The following is a 14,278-nucleotide window of genomic DNA, read 5'->3' on the forward strand; positions in this document are numbered from 1 at the left end:
TCTGGGAGCAGGACGCGAATAATCCGGCTGGGCATCCCCCCCTGCGTCCACGGCGGGCGGCGCACACCTCCCGGAGCAATCAGCCGGAAGCCCTATGCAAATCGGGAGAAAAACCTGGTCCAACCACAACGGCAGGCCCGCTTATGACAAAAAATGGTGTTTCACGTGAAACACATCAACTTTCAAGCCGCCACAACGCACCCCTGTTCCACGTGGAACACCACCATCTCTCCACTCGCTTCCACCCGATCCGTTTCGGTCACGAACACCTGGGCCGGTGTCCCGTCCAGGAAGGCCATGACCCGCGCACGGTGCTCCGCGTCCAGTTCGGACGCGAGGTCATCCAGCGCAATCAGCGGCCAGTCCGCGCGTTCGGCGGCGCAATCGGCGGCTTGCGCGAACAGGCAGGACAGGGCGGCCAGCTTCGCCTGGCCTCGGGACAGGGCTTCTCCCTCGTCCTTGTCGGCAAGGCGAAGCTTCCAGTCGGCCCTGTGCGGACCCACGCTGGTGTGTCCGAGCATCTGGTCCCTTTCGCGCGCCAAGGCCAGCGCGTCAGCCAGCGACAGGCTGGAACGCCTCCAACCAGGTTCGAACTCGAGTGACATCAGGCCGAGGCTCGGCGCCAGGGCCGCAGCCACTGGGGCCATCCGCTCCTGCAGTCTGTCGAGATAGTGCACCCGGCGCCGGGTCAGCTCTTCGCCGGAAGCGGCCAGCTCCTGGTCCCAAGCGGAAATCTGCGCAGCGCCGGCCCGTGACTTGAGCAGTGCATTGCGCTGCTTCAGCGCGCGCGAGTAGCGGCGCCAGACCGGGAGGAAGCCCTGTTCCACGTGGAACAGGCCGCGGTCGATGAAGCGTCGTCGCGGCTCGCCGCCTCCGGATACCAGCGCGTGGCTGCCGGGTTCGAAGGTCACCACCATAAACGCAGCGCAGAGCTCACCGAGATGGTCGACGGAATCACCGTCCAGGCGAGCTTCCCAGCCACCGCCGGAATGGCGCAGCCCGGCACGGTGCGGGCCCTGTTCCCCTTCGACGCGCCATTCCGCGAACACCTCGACCGCATCGTGTCCGGTACGGATCAGTCCGTCTCGGACGCGGCCGCGAAAGCTGCGTCCGTAGGCAAGCAGGTGTAGCCCTTCGAGCACGCTGGTCTTGCCGGCGCCATTGGGTCCAAGCAACAGGTTCAGGCTTGGGCCGGGGCGCAGGCTGACATCGGCCAGATTGCGCAGGTTGCGCAGGTCGAGGCGACTCAGCTGCACAGTGGACGCCCCTGAAAAGCAGAACGCCCGGGCGATGCCGGGCGTTCGTGTTCCACGTGGAACTTCCCGGTCACAGCCTCAGCGGCATTACGACGTGGCGTGAATGCGCATTGGCGGCTTCGCGCACCAGGGCGGAGGAGTTCGCATCGCGCAGCGCCAGGATCACGGTGTCGTCGCGCAGGGCGCTCAGCGCGTCAAGCAGGTAGTTCACGTTGAAGCCCACCGCCAGGCCGTCAACCGAGGTGTCTGCCTCGATTTCTTCCTGCGCTTCTTCCTGTTCGGGGTTGTGGGCATTGATCTTGAGCTGGCCCGGCGAAACCTCGATGCGAACGCCGCGGTACTTCTCGTTCGAGAGGATGGCCGCGCGCTGCAGGGCCGCACGCAGCACCTCGCGGTCGACCTTGACCTCGCGATCGGCGCCGATCGGAATCACCGCTTCGTAATCCGGGAAACGGCCATCGATCAGCTTGCTGGTGAACGTGACATCGTCACGCTTCACGCGAATGTGGTTGCGGCCCATCTCAAGCTCGAGCACCCGGTCGCCGCCCTCCAGCAGGCGCTGCAGCTCGGTCACGCCCTTGCGCGGCACGATGATCTGGCGCTTGGCCCGGGCACTGCCGTCGAGCGCCGTCTCGCACAGGGCAAGGCGATGGCCGTCAGTGGCTACGCAGCGCAGGTGGGTGTCGCCAAGGTCGAACAGCAGGCCGTTGAGGTAATAGCGCACGTCCTGCTGGGCCATGGCGAATGCGGTCCGCTCGATCAGCTCCTTGAGCGCGGCTTCCGGAACCTCGACGCGCTCGGTCGCCTCGACCTCGTCGATCGACGGGAAGTCGTTCGCCGGCAGGCTGGCCAGGGTGAAGCGGCTTCGTCCCGCCTGCACCGTGATCTTGTCACCGGTCTGGCTGACGGTGACTTTGCTGCCGTCGGGCAGGGCGCGGACGATGTCGAACAGCTTGCGCGCCGGGATCGTGACCTCGCCGTCCTGGGAGTCGTCGACTGCGCAACGCGCAATCATCTCGACCTCCAGGTCGGTACCGGTCAGCGACAGCTGGCCGTCCTGGACCAGCGCCAGCAGGTTTGCCAGGACCGGCAGGGTCTGCCGGCGTTCAACCACGTTGACGACCTGTGCCAACGGCTTCAGGAAGGCTTCTCGCTGCAGACTGAAACGCATGCCGGTGATGTCCCCTTGCCTTGGCTCTTGAATGGATAAATCTTTAAAAGCGGTGGAGGTGGTGTCCGTAAAAACGGTTGACAACCAATCCAAGCTACTGATTTCAAACAACTTTATTGCGCTACAACCCGGTTGACAATCTCGTCCTTCGGGGCTGGACAAGCTGTGGACAATTATCGGCCCCTCTTCCGGCTCCGAAGTTGTCCACAGTTTGTCCCCTTGCGGTCCACCGGGCTGTGGCGGCCCGCCGGACGGTTATTCGTTGAGCTTGCGGATGAGCTTGTCCCAGTCCTCGCGAAGCTTTCCATCGGTCTGCGAAAGGGTGCGGATCTGGCGACAGGCGTGCAGGACCGTGGTGTGGTCCCGCCCGGAAAACGCATCGCCGATCTCGGGCAGGCTGTGTTCGGTGAGTTCCTTGGCCAGCGCCATCGCCATCTGGCGGGGGCGGGCCAGCGAACGCGTCCGCTTCTTGCCCAGCATGTCCTTGATCTGGAGACCATAGTAGTCTGCCACGGTCTTCTGGATATTGGGGATGCTGATCGCCGCCTGCTGCGCGCGCAGCAGGTCGCGCAGGGTTTCCATCGCGAACTCGATGGTGATCGCACGCCCGGTGAAGTTGGCCTGGGCCGACAGCGTGTTCAGGGCACCCTCGAGGTCGCGCACGTTCGAGGGCATCTTCTTTGCCAGCAGGAAGGCCACGTCTTCGGGCACGTGGGTGCCGCGCTCGCGCGCCTTGGCCAGCACGATCGCCGCACGGGTTTCGAAATCAGGCGGGTCGATCGCCACCGGAAGGCCCCAGGCCAGGCGTGACTTCAGCCGCGGCTCCAGGCCCTCCACTTCGCGCGGGAAACGGTCGCAGGTCATGATGATCTGCTGCCGGCCCTCGAACAGTGCATTGAAGGTGTGGAAGAACTCTTCCTGCGTGCGGTCCTTGCCGGCGAAGAACTGGATGTCGTCGATCAGCAGCGCGTCGAGCGTCTGGAACTGGCGCTTGAACTGGTCGGCCGTACGCTCCTGCAGCGAGCGGAAGAACGCGCTGTAGAAGTCGTTGGAGCGCATGTACAGCACGCGCGCGCCGGGATTGTTGCGGCGCATCTCGTTGCCCGCGGCGAACATCAGGTGGGTCTTGCCCAGCCCGGTGCCGCCGTAAAGCAGCAGCGGGTTGTGTTCGCGCACGCCGGGCTTCTGCGCAGCCTGCCAGGCCGCGGCGCGACCCAGCTGGTTGCTGCGGCCCTCGACGAAGTTCTCGAAGGTGTAATGGCTGTCCAGGTTGCCGTGGAAGGCGGCGGCACCCGCCGCCGCGCTCGCTGCGGTGGCCGCGGCCGTGGCCGGCGCGCGCTGCGGTTCGGCGGCGCGCGGCAGGGAGCCGATTTCAAGCGATACCGCGCCGGCGTCGCCGAAGAAACCCAGCAATTCGCGGATCCGCGGCATGTAGCGCTCGTGCACGGTGTCCCGGACGAAGGCGTTGGGCGCGTACAGCACGGTGGAGTCGTCGCGGCGCGCAGCCTGCAACGGTCGCAACCAGGTATGCACGTCCTCGGCCGGGAGTTCGGCTTCCAGGCGTTCGAGACAGCGGGGCCAAGCATCCATGTTCTGGTTCGACTACCGACAGCGGGACCTGCCGCGCGGCGTGGCCGGGCCACGAGCGGCGGAAGGTGAAAGGGGGCAGCCAGCCTACCACCGCGTACCTGCCCGCGCGCCGCGACGGGCACGCGTCGCGAACCCCTGCCGCGGACCCGATTTGACCCGGGGTATCCCCGCGCCATAGAATCTCCGGTTCTTTCCGCTGCGTCCCGCCCGAGCAACCGCCATGTCCACCAAGCGCACTTACCAGCCCAGCAACCTCAAGCGCAAGCGCGACCACGGCTTCCGTGCCCGCATGGCGACCGCCGACGGCCGCAAGATCCTTGCCCGCCGCCGCGCCAAGGGCCGCAAGCGCCTCACCGCCTGATGTCGCCGGGCGGCCTGAACGCCTGCCGCCCGTCGCGTTCCGCCACGCCATGAATCGCCGCTTGCCCCGCCAAGCGCGCGTGCGCGTGCGCGCCGACTTCGACCGTGTGTTCGGCGATGGTCGCCGCACCGGCACCCCGATCCTTGCCCTGCACCTGCTCCACGACGGCCAGCCGGCGCGTCTTGGCCTGGCGGTGTCGCGCAAGGTCGACCGGCGCGCGGTCGGACGCAACCGGATCAAACGCGCGCTGCGCGAAGAATTCCGCGCACTCCGCGCCCGCCTTCCCGACGCCGCCTTCGTGATCGTGGCCCGTCCCGCTGCGGCCGGTGCTTCGCGCACCGTCCTTCGCGAGGCGTTCCACGACGCGCTGCGCCGTGCCGGTGCGTTGCCCGCGCCGGAGCCGGGCGGCACAATGCCCGCGGCGGTACCGCCGATCCCCGCGCACGCGGCGACCTCCGCCATTCCCGCGATTGCCGCGGACCTTCCCGACCCCACGCCGCGTCCCGCCGGCGAATGAGCCTTCCTGCCCCATGAACCAGACCCGCACCTTCCTGATCTTCGCCCTGCTGATGGTGGCGACCCTGTTGTGGATGGAGTGGGGCAAGGAGCAGCGCGCGCCCGTCGCCGTGGACGGTGCAGTCGGCAGCGCCGCGGTGGTCGATCCCGCCGCCACGATCCCGGGTGCCCCGGCCGTCGCCGACGGTGCGGTTTCGAACGTGCCGGGCGCGGTGCCCGCGGCGCCGCAGTCCGCGCCGGTCCCCGGGATCTCCGCGACCCCCGCGCCGGCCAGCGCCGGCCAGGTCGAGGTCCGCACCGATGTCCTCGACCTCACCCTGCACGGCGGCGTGGTCGCCCGCGCCGACCTTCTGCAATTCCCGCAGACCCGTGACGAGGACAGCCCGCCCGTGCGCCTGTTCGACGACCGCCCCGCGACCTTCTACGCCGCGCAGAGCGGCTGGGTCAGCCAGGGCAGCGCCGCGCCCACGCACGAGGCCGGCTTCGTGCCGGAGTCGGCCGGCACCGACTACGTGCTCGCCGCGGACGCCGACACCCTCGAAGTGCCCTTCGTCTGGCACGGCCCGGACGGCGTCAGCATCCGCCGCAGCTATGTCCTGACCCGCGGAAGCTACGCCATCGAAGTGCGTGACACGGTCTACAACAAGGGCGACGCGCTCTGGCAGGGCCATGTCTACCGCCAGCTGATCCGCCTGCCGCAGGTGCTCAAGACCGGCTGGACCAATCCCGAGTCCTTCAGCCTCTACGGCGCCACCTGGTTCAGCCCGGGCGAGGGCTACCAGCGCGTGCGCTACAGCGATTTCGCCGACGAGGGCCCGGTCAACGCGCGCCAGTCCGGCGGCTGGCTGGCCATGCTCCAGCACCATTTCTTCAGCGCCTGGATCCCCGGCGTGAACGACGAGGTCACGGTCTCGCTGCAGGCCACCACCGGTGCCGGCGGCGCGCCGCAGTACCTCATCCGCGAGGTCGGTCCCGGCCTGGCGGTGGCGCCGGGCGACCAGGCCACCACCAGCGCGCGCCTGTGGGTCGGCCCCAAGCTGGTCGGCCCGATCAAGGCCCAGCAGGTGCCGGGCCTGGACCGGGCGGTCGACTACAGCCGCTTCGCCTTCTTCGCCTTCCTCGGCGAGGGCCTGTTCTGGATCCTCAACAAGATCCACAGCCTGGTGCAGAACTGGGGCTGGTCGATCATCGGCCTGGTGCTGGTGGTGAAGGCCGTGCTGTACCCGCTGTCGAAGGCGCAGTACCAGTCGATGGCGAAGATGCGCAAGTTCCAGCCGCGCATCGCCCAGCTCAAGGAGCGTTACGGCGACGACAAGCAGAAGTTCCAGGTCGCCATGATGGAGCTCTACAAGAAGGAGAAGATCAATCCCGTCGGCGGCTGCCTGCCGGTGCTGCTGCAGATGCCGATCTGGCTGGCCCTGTACTGGGTGCTGCTGGAGTCGGTGGAGCTGCGCCACGCGCCGTGGATCGGCTGGATCCAGGACCTGACCGCGCGCGACCCTTACTTCATCCTGCCGGTGCTCAACATCATCGTGATGTGGTCGACGCAGAAGCTCACGCCAATGGTCGGCATGGACCCGATGCAGCAGAAGATGATGCAGCTGATGCCGCTGGCCTTCGGCGTGTTCATGGTCTTCTTCCCCTCGGGCCTGGTGCTGTACTGGGTGACCAACGGTTCGCTGGGCCTGCTGCAGCAGTGGTGGCTGATCCGCAAGTACGCGGACAAGCCTGGTTCCGACAAGCCTGGTCCCGGCAAGCCTGACGCAGGCGACAAGCCCCCGAAAGCGATCGCCGCCGACTGACGGCGCGGGGCGGCATCGACCGCCCGGCGTGCAGGGATGACCTTGGCCGTGACCGACACCATCGTCGCCGTTGCCACCGCCGCCGGCAGCGGCGGAGTCGGCATCGTGCGGCTGTCGGGGCCGGCTGCAGCGGCGATCGCGAGCGCAGTTTGCGGCGGCCGCGCGCCCAGGCCCAGGCAGGCGCAGTACGCGCGCTTCGTCGACGCCGCGGGCGACACCATCGATGACGGCATCGTGCTGCTGTTCGCCGCGCCTGCCAGCTACACCGGTGAAGACGTGGCAGAACTGCAGGGCCACGGCAATCCCGTGCTGCTGCAGGCCCTGGTGGCACGCTGCTGCGCCCTGGGTGCGCGCATGGCGCGGCCGGGCGAATTCACCGAGCGCGCGTTCCTCAATGGTCGGCTCGACCTGGCCCAGGCCGAGGCGGTCGCCGATCTGGTCGCCGCCGGCGACCTGACCGCGGCGCGTGCCGCGCGGCGGTCGCTGGACGGCGAGTTCTCGCGCCGGGTCGAGGCCCTTGCCGAAGCCCTGGTGGCGATCCGCGTCCACGCCGAGGCCGCGATCGACTTTGCCGACGAGCCGCTCGACACCCTCGGCGGCGCCGAGTTGGCCGCGCGCCTGGACCGGGCGCGTACCGGCCTGGCTGCGTTGCTGGCCACCGCCGAGCGCGGCCGCCGCCTGCGCGACGGCCTGGACGCGGTGATCGTGGGTCCGCCCAACGCCGGCAAGAGCTCGCTGCTCAACGCGCTGGCCGGCAGCGAGCGGGCGATTGTCACCGACATCGCCGGCACCACCCGCGACCTGCTGCGCGAGACCGTGCACGTCGACGGCGCCGAACTGACCCTGGTCGACACCGCCGGCCTGCGTGCCGGGGGCGATGCCATCGAGCGCGAAGGCATGCGCCGCGCCCGCGACGAGCTGGCGCAGGCCGGGCTGGCGATCGCCGTGGTCGATGCGCGTGATCCCGACGCGGGCCGTGCCGCGATCGCCGCCGACCTTGCCGGCGTGCCGCGCATCCTGTGGCTGCACAACAAGGCGGACCTGCTGCCGGCCGGCGCACCGCCGCCGCCGACCGGGGAGCTGCGCGTCTCCGCGGCCACGGGCCAGGGCATGGAGGAGCTGCATCTGCGCCTGCGCCAGCTGGTGATGGGCGAGCCGATGATGGGCGGGGAGCCCGTCATCGCGGATACTTCCGCCGGGGAAGGCGAGTTCACCGCGCGTGCGCGCCATGTCGAGGCTCTGGGCCGCGCCGCCGCGCACCTGGACCGGGCGGCGCTGGAGTTGGCCAGCGAGGCACTGGACCTGGCCGCCGAATCACTGCGCGCCGCGCACCGAGCGCTGGGCGACATCACCGGCCAGGTCGGGGCCGATGAACTGCTGGGTCATATTTTTTCGCGCTTCTGCGTCGGCAAGTAGCGCAGGGGCGCCTCGACGGGCCGGGGTGTTGACAAACAGGCCCGCGTGCCGCGTCCTAGGCATACGTGCGCATCCGCACACTCAGGGGGAGTACAAACCGATGTCCGTGAACGACCAAGCCACCGCGCGAGGGAGCCTGCCTCGGCTGGCCCTTGCCGCGGCCCTCATCCTCGCCATCGCGGCCTGCGGCAAGGATGACACCGCCGCGCCCGCGGCCGATGCCGCCAGCAGCGCCGCCGCCGCCAGCGCGACTGGCGCAAGCCAGGCCGCCGCTGCCAGCGCGGTCGATGCCGCCGAACAGGCCGCCATCCAGGCCGATGCCCTGGCCGAACTCGGCGCCGACGAGCTTCGCGAGCGTGGGCGCGCCGCCTATGCCGAAAGCCGCCTCTACGCGCCGGCCGGCGACAACGCGCTGGAGTACTACCTGGCCCTGCGCGAGAAATCGCCCGGCGATGCCGCGGTCGCCAGCGCCCTGACCGACCTCATGCCGATGCTGGTGATCGCCACCGAGCAGGCGCGTGACCGCGAGGACTTCGAGGAGGCGCGCCGGCTGGCGGTCCTGGTCGGGCGCGCCGACGCCGACCACCCGGCCCTGCAGCGCCTCCAGGCCACGATCGTCACGGCTGAAGAGGGCGTGGACCGGCGCATTGCCCAGCAGGCGCTGAGCGCCGAGCAGGAAGTCGAACGCCAGCGCCAGCTTGCAGTCGATCGCGAGCGCGCCCAGGCCGCCGAGCAGCGCCAGGCCAGCGAGCAGCTTGCGCAGCAGCAGCGTGCCGAGACCGAAGCCGCCGAGCGCGCCGAGGCCGAGCGCGTCGCGGCCGCGGCTGCGGCGCGCGCAGCCGAGCAGCGCGCCGCCGAGCGGCGCCAGCAGGCCCAGCAGGCGGCCACGACACCGGCACCGGTGGCTGCGGCGCCCACCCTGCGGCCGCTCAGCACGCCTGCACCACGCTACCCGCCCGATGCCCTGCGTGCCGCGCAGGCGGGCGAGGTCCAGGTGGAGTTCACGGTAGGGGCCGACGGCAGCGTCAGCGACGCGCGCGTGGTCCGCGCCGACCCGCCGCGGGTCTTCGACCGCGAAGCCGTGGCCGCGGTCCGCCGCTGGCGCTTCGAGCCGGTGTCCGAACCGGTCACCACCCGGCGCACTATCGCGTTCAATCCCGGCGGCTGAGCCACCGCGGCATCGGGATGGCCTGCCGGTCGCCCCACCAGCAAACGCCCGGCCATTGGCCGGGCGTTTCTGTTTCCAGGCTTGTTCAGGCCTCAGGCCGAGATCGCCAGCTTCTCGCGGTGGTACAGGCGGACGGCCATCAGCCACAGCACCAGGGCCAGGCCGAGGCTGGCGCCGAAGTAGACCAACCACTGCATCGGTGCGATCCATTCGCTGCGCACCAGCTTGAGCACCATCTGGTTCTGGGCCAGGAATGGCACCGCGAACTGCCACAGCTGCTCCTTCACCGGGCTGACCATCAGCACCACGGTGGGAAGGATCGGCAGCAGCATCAGCACGCTCATGTAGCTCTGCGCTTCCTTCACCGACTTGACGCTGGCCGAGATCAGGGTCAGCAGGGTGCAGCCGATCAGCACGATCGGGATCAGCACGGCCAGCAGCAACACCAGCATCTGCGGCGTCAGCGAGACCATCTGCAGCGCCTTCGGCGCCAGCGCCAGGCTGACCGCAAGCGCGACCAGGATCAGCAGCTGGCTGAGCATGCCCAGCGCGCAGGCGGCGAGGATCTTGCCGCTCATCAGCGCGCCGCGCGAGCTTGGCGTGGCCAGCAGCGGCTCGAGCGACTGTCGCTCGCGCTCGCCGGCGGTCACGTCGATCACCATGTAGGCGCCGCCGATGAAGGCGCTGAAGATCAGCAGGTAGGGCAGGAAGGCGAGCAGCATGCCGCGCCGCGATTCCGGCGTGGCCACGTCGCGCTGCGCCACCATCACCGCGATCGTGGCCTCCGGGCTGATCCCGCGGCTGACCATGCGCAGCGCACCGACCTGGTTGCCGTACTGGGCGAGCGCCTCGCGCACCCGCGCCACCGGGATCCGCGAATCCTGGCGCGAGGAGTCGTAGAGGATCTCCACGGTCGCCATGCGGCTTTCGCGCCAGAGCTCCGGGAACGCCTCCGGGATGCGCAGCACCACGTCGTGGTCTTGGTTGCGCAGCGCACGCTCGGCGTCGTCCGGGGGTTCGATGGCCTTGATGTCGCGCGTGCCCAGGTGGCGGACCAGGTTGGGCGCGTGTTCGGCGCCGATCACCGGCAGCTCCAGCACCGACTCGATCTGCGTGCGCGCGCGCTTCTCGGCCAGCGAACCCATGCCCAGGATCAGCACCGGGAACAGCAGCGGCCCCATCAGCAGGCCCAGCATGACCGTGCGCCGGTCGCGGAACAGGTCCAGCAGCTCCTTGCGGGCGACGGTCAGCACCGTGTTGTTGGTGAGGCTCATGCGGACAGGCCCTCCTCGGTGCCGATCAGGTTGACGAAGGCGTCCTCGAGGTTGTCCTCGCCCGACAGCGCGCGCAGCTCATCGGGGGTGCCGTTGGCGCGCACTTCGCCTTGGGCGATGATCACGATGCGATCGCACAGCGCAGCCACCTCCTGCATGATGTGGCTGCTGAAGATCACGCAGTGGCCCTGCGCCCGCAGCTCCTGCAGGAAGGCGCGCAGGCCGCGGGTGGTCATCACGTCCAGGCCGTTGGTGGGCTCGTCCAGGATCACGTTGCGCGGCGAATGCACCAGCGCGCGCGCGATGGCGGTCTTGGTGCGCTGGCCCTGCGAGAAGCCCTCGGTGCGGCGGTCGAGGAAGTCCTCCATGCCCAGCCTGCCCGCCAGTTCGTCGATGCGCGCGGCGATGGTGGCGTCGTCCAGGCCATACAGGCGCCCGAAGTAGGTGATGTTCTCGCGCGCGGTCAGGCGCTTGTAGACGCCGCGGGCGTCGGGCAGCACGCCCAGGCTGCGGCGCACGGCGCTGGCATCGCGCTGCGCGTCCAGGCCGTCCACGCGGACCGTGCCGCGCTCGGGCGACATCAGGGTGTACAGCATGCGCAGGGTGGTGGTCTTGCCGGCGCCGTTGGGGCCGAGCAGGCCGGTGATCTCGCCGTCGCGGGCCTCGAAGCTGACGCCGCGCACCGCGTGCACCGGGCCGGACTTGGCCTTGAAGGTCTTGTGCAGGTCTTGGACTTCGATCATCTCAGGGCTCCCATCCGTAATAGCCGGCGAACGGCGGCGCCGGGGCCAGGCGGTCGAGGCAGCCGGCGTCGATGCCGGCGGCGTCGGCGCGCTCGATGAACTGCGCGACCAGCTTCGGCATGCAGCCGGCGCCGATCACGTTGTGGCCCTGCCCGGGCGCGACCAGGTGGCGTGCGTTGGCCAGGTGCGCGACCACGTCCTCGCCGTAGCGCGGCGGCGTGACCGGGTCGAACTCGCCGCTGATCGCGAGCAGCGGGACGTCGCCGGTGAGTGGTTCGCGGAAGCCCTCCGCGCGCGGCGCGGTCGGCCAGGCCGCGCACTGCGCCTGCAGCATCGCCACCATCTCGTTGCCGAGCACGCTGCCCGCATCGTCCGGATCGATCGACATTTCGCCGACGTCCTCGGTGCAGATCACCGACAGCTGCATGCCGTGCGCCATCGCGTCGCCCAGCGACGCGCCCAGCATCCGCGACTGCGCCAGCAGCGGCGAATAGCGGCCCTGCGAGGCGTCGTGGAGCAGCAGCGGCAGGGTCGCGGCGGCGGCGGGCTGGTAGGAGAACATCCGGAGCAGCGCCGCCAGGTGGCCGAAGGCCGGGGTTTCCTCGAGCCACTCGCCGCTCACCGGGTCGCGGTAGTCGACGGGAGCGAGGTCGCCCGCCTCCAGGGCCGAGCGGACCACGGGCAGCAGCGCCGACGGATCGCCCAGGTTGCCGACGCAGGCGGGTTCGGCGCGGCAGCGCTCGAACTGCGCGGCGAGCGCCTGCTCCAGGTTCCGGGCGTGTTCCTGGCCGAGCACCATGCTGTTGGGCGCCACGCCGTCGAGCAGCACCGTGCGCGTGGCGGCGGGGTAGGCCTTGGCGTACTGCTGCGCCACGCGCGTGCCGTAGGAGATGCCGACCAGGTTGAACTGCGGCACGCCCAGGGCCTTGCGCACCGCCTCGAGGTCGCGCACGTGATCCATGGTCGCGTAGCGGCGCAGGTCGTGGTCGGGCGCCAGTGCGTCGCGGCAGCGCTCGGCGAAGGCGCGCATGGCGTCCTGCGACGTGTCCTGTTCGGGGCCGAAGGCGTTCCCGCCCTCCTCGCCCTTGCAGTGCAGGGGCGCCGAGCCGCCGGTGCCGCGGGCATCGACCAGGACCACGTTGCGGCTGCGGCGCACATCGTCGAAGGCCGCAGCCGCCGAGGGAAACGACTCCAGCGCCGACTGGCCGGGACCACCGGCGATCATCAGCACCGGGTCGGGCTCGGCCTGGCCGGTGGCCGGCAGGAAGGCGATCGCGAGTTCGATCCGGCGACCGTCGGCCGCGTCATGGTCCTCGGGCACCGCGAAGGTCGCGCACTGCGCCTCGACCGCCTTGGCGCCCACCGCACTCAATGAGCAGGACTCGAATTCGATCGCGCCCTGGCGCATGCGGCCGTCGGCCGGCTCGCCGCCGGGTTGCGTCGTGCAGCCGGCCGCGAGCACGGCGGCCAGGAGCGCGGCCATGGGGGTTCCACGGTTACTCATGCGGGATCCTCGGGGTGGAAGATGGATTCAATGGGTGACGCGAACAGGCGGGAGATGCGGAACGCCAGCGGCAGGCTTGGATCGTATTTTCCGGTTTCGATCGCGTTCACCGTCTGTCTCGACACCCCCAGACGTTCACCGAGTTGCGCCTGTGACCAGCCGCGGGCCTCGCGCAGTTCGCGGACGCAGCTCTTCATCGGTAGCGGCGCGTGGTGATGCAGGCGAACACGCCATGCAGCAGGGAATACGCCGGCAGGACGAGGATCAGCGCCAGGCCGGCGTTGACGTGCAGCACCCCGGCCAGTGCCAGCAGGCCGAGCGCGAAGCTGCCGAGGGTCAGCACCAGCGATGCCTGGGCGAAGGACTCGAGCTGGATCCTGCGCTGCATCTCGTCGCTGTCGCGCACGAAGCGCAGCACGGCGCGCGCCACGAACACGATCGGCACTGCCGGCAGCAGCGCCAGCGCGGCACGCGCCCACGTCGCGTCGACCGCGTGCAGCGCAAACATCGACAGGAACAGCACGATCACGTAGGCCGTCATGGCAGGAAGGAACTCGCGACGGTAACGACGTTCGATGGATTGCATGGCAGTGGCGCCTCATGTCAAGTTTGCTTGACATGAGGATGCCGCGACCGGATCCGGCTGTCAAGCACGCTTGACACCGTCGCGCGGCCTATTTGCTGCTGACGTACTTCTCGCGCCGGATGCGCGGAATGGGCAGGCCGTGCTCCTTGAGCGCCTCGAAGCAGGCGTCGACCATGTCCGGGTTGCCGCACAGGTAGGCGATGTCGCCGTCGGCCCGGGGTGCGAATTCTTCCAGGAACTGCTGCACGTAGCCGTGGCGGACGTCGGGATGGTCCTGGGCGCTGCCCGGTTCCGGCAGCTCGCGCGAGAAGCAGGGCACGAAGCGAAAGCCCGGGTGCGATGCGGCAAAGGCGCGGAACTCGTCGCCGTACAGCAGCTCTTCCGGGGTCCGGGCGCCGAACAGCAGCACCACCTCGATGGCGCGCGTGGCCATCGCCTGCTCGAGCAGCGGCAGCATCGCGCGGTAGGGCGTGACACCGGTGCCGGTGCCGACCAGCAGGTAGCGGCGGTTGTCGTCGGCAGGCTGCAGGCAGAAGCGCCCGAAGGGCCCGCTGGCCAGGACCGTGCCGCCGATCTCCAGGGTCTCGAACAGCGAGGTCGCGGCACCGCCGGGAACGTAGCTGACGGCGATCTCGACGCAGTCGCCCGGGCCCATCGCGTGGTCGTGGATGGTGGCCAGCGAATAGCTGCGTCTGGTGGCGGTGCCGTCGCCATAGCTGAAGTGCACCTGCAGGAACTGCCCGGGAATGTAGTCCAGCGGCAGGCCGTCGTCGCGGGTGAACACCAGGTGGGCCACGGTGGGCGCCAACATGCGACGGGAGACAAGCTTGAGCGGGAACTGTGCGGGCACTTGGGATGGACCGTTTCCGGGCCGGGACCCGCAGGACACCT

General features: G+C 69.7%; 14 protein-coding genes. 5 read left to right on the plus strand and 9 right to left on the minus strand.

All coding sequences use genetic code 11. The features are described from left to right. Positions 1–182 precede the first annotated feature (182 nt). The 3 genes from recF to dnaA form a co-directional block, all read right to left on the minus strand. Positions 183–1,256 carry a DNA replication/repair protein RecF gene (gene recF, locus ACW7G5_RS09770; RefSeq protein WP_457004043.1) on the minus strand — a complete coding sequence of 358 codons (1,074 nt, stop codon included), beginning with the start codon at positions 1,254–1,256 and terminating at the stop codon, positions 183–185. Between the two features lie 70 nt (positions 1,257–1,326). After that, positions 1,327–2,427 carry a DNA polymerase III subunit beta gene (dnaN, locus tag ACW7G5_RS09775; RefSeq protein ID WP_457004045.1) on the minus strand — a complete coding sequence of 367 codons (1,101 nt, stop codon included), beginning with the start codon at positions 2,425–2,427 and terminating at the stop codon, positions 1,327–1,329. 255 nt (positions 2,428–2,682) lie between these two features. Next, a complete protein-coding gene (gene dnaA / locus ACW7G5_RS09780) occupies positions 2,683–4,017 on the minus strand; it encodes a chromosomal replication initiator protein DnaA (protein WP_457004047.1) in 1,335 nt (444 codons plus the stop codon). 220 nt (positions 4,018–4,237) lie between these two features. On the opposite strand from dnaA, the gene rpmH reads away from it, so the two are divergent. The 5 genes from rpmH (at position 4,238) to ACW7G5_RS09805 (ending at position 9,280) form a co-directional block, all read left to right on the plus strand. Continuing rightward, positions 4,238–4,378: a 50S ribosomal protein L34 gene (gene rpmH, locus ACW7G5_RS09785; protein WP_343254571.1), complete on the plus strand. Its 141-nt coding sequence runs from the start codon at positions 4,238–4,240 to the stop codon at positions 4,376–4,378. Positions 4,379–4,427: 49 nt separating this feature from the next. After that, positions 4,428–4,895 carry a ribonuclease P protein component gene (gene rnpA, locus ACW7G5_RS09790; RefSeq protein WP_457004050.1) on the plus strand — a complete coding sequence of 156 codons (468 nt, stop codon included), beginning with the start codon at positions 4,428–4,430 and terminating at the stop codon, positions 4,893–4,895. A gap of 13 nt (positions 4,896–4,908) precedes the next feature. Next, a complete protein-coding gene (gene yidC, locus ACW7G5_RS09795; protein ID WP_457004051.1) occupies positions 4,909–6,696 on the plus strand; it encodes a membrane protein insertase YidC in 1,788 nt (595 codons plus the stop codon). 36 nt (positions 6,697–6,732) lie between these two features. Further along, a complete protein-coding gene (mnmE, locus tag ACW7G5_RS09800) occupies positions 6,733–8,112 on the plus strand; it encodes a tRNA uridine-5-carboxymethylaminomethyl(34) synthesis GTPase MnmE (protein WP_457004053.1) in 1,380 nt (459 codons plus the stop codon). Between the two features lie 100 nt (positions 8,113–8,212). Beyond that, a complete protein-coding gene (locus tag ACW7G5_RS09805; RefSeq protein ID WP_457004054.1) occupies positions 8,213–9,280 on the plus strand; it encodes an energy transducer TonB in 1,068 nt (355 codons plus the stop codon). Positions 9,281–9,372: 92 nt separating this feature from the next. Here ACW7G5_RS09805 and ACW7G5_RS09810 read toward each other — a convergent pair whose 3' ends face one another. The 6 genes from ACW7G5_RS09810 to ACW7G5_RS09835 all read right to left on the minus strand — a co-directional run bounded on the left by ACW7G5_RS09810 (position 9,373) and on the right by ACW7G5_RS09835 (position 14,237). Then, the gene (locus ACW7G5_RS09810; RefSeq protein WP_457004056.1) at positions 9,373–10,554 is read right to left on the minus strand and encodes an ABC transporter permease; all 1,182 of its coding nucleotides are present in this window, start codon (positions 10,552–10,554) and stop codon (positions 9,373–9,375) included. Next, positions 10,551–11,297, minus strand: a complete 747-nt coding sequence (locus tag ACW7G5_RS09815) for an ABC transporter ATP-binding protein (protein WP_457004058.1) — start codon at positions 11,295–11,297, stop codon at positions 10,551–10,553. Before ACW7G5_RS09815 ends, ACW7G5_RS09810 begins: the two co-directional genes overlap by 4 nt. Position 11,298: 1 nt before the next feature. Continuing rightward, entirely contained in the window at positions 11,299–12,801 is a 1,503-nt protein-coding gene (locus tag ACW7G5_RS09820; protein ID WP_457004060.1) for an alpha/beta hydrolase, read from the minus strand. Continuing rightward, entirely contained in the window at positions 12,798–12,998 is a 201-nt protein-coding gene (locus ACW7G5_RS09825; RefSeq protein ID WP_457004062.1) for a helix-turn-helix transcriptional regulator, read from the minus strand. The genes ACW7G5_RS09820 and ACW7G5_RS09825 overlap by 4 nt, the downstream gene beginning before the upstream one ends. After that, positions 12,995–13,387 (minus strand): hypothetical protein, encoded by a 393-nt coding sequence (locus ACW7G5_RS09830; RefSeq protein ID WP_457004064.1) that lies wholly within the window; start codon positions 13,385–13,387, stop codon positions 12,995–12,997. Before ACW7G5_RS09830 ends, ACW7G5_RS09825 begins: the two co-directional genes overlap by 4 nt. Before the next feature lie 88 nt (positions 13,388–13,475). Next, entirely contained in the window at positions 13,476–14,237 is a 762-nt protein-coding gene (locus ACW7G5_RS09835) for a ferredoxin--NADP reductase (protein WP_457004066.1), read from the minus strand. Between the last annotated feature and the right edge of the window lie 41 nt (positions 14,238–14,278).

The organism is Luteimonas sp. A501 (assembly GCF_054052085.1).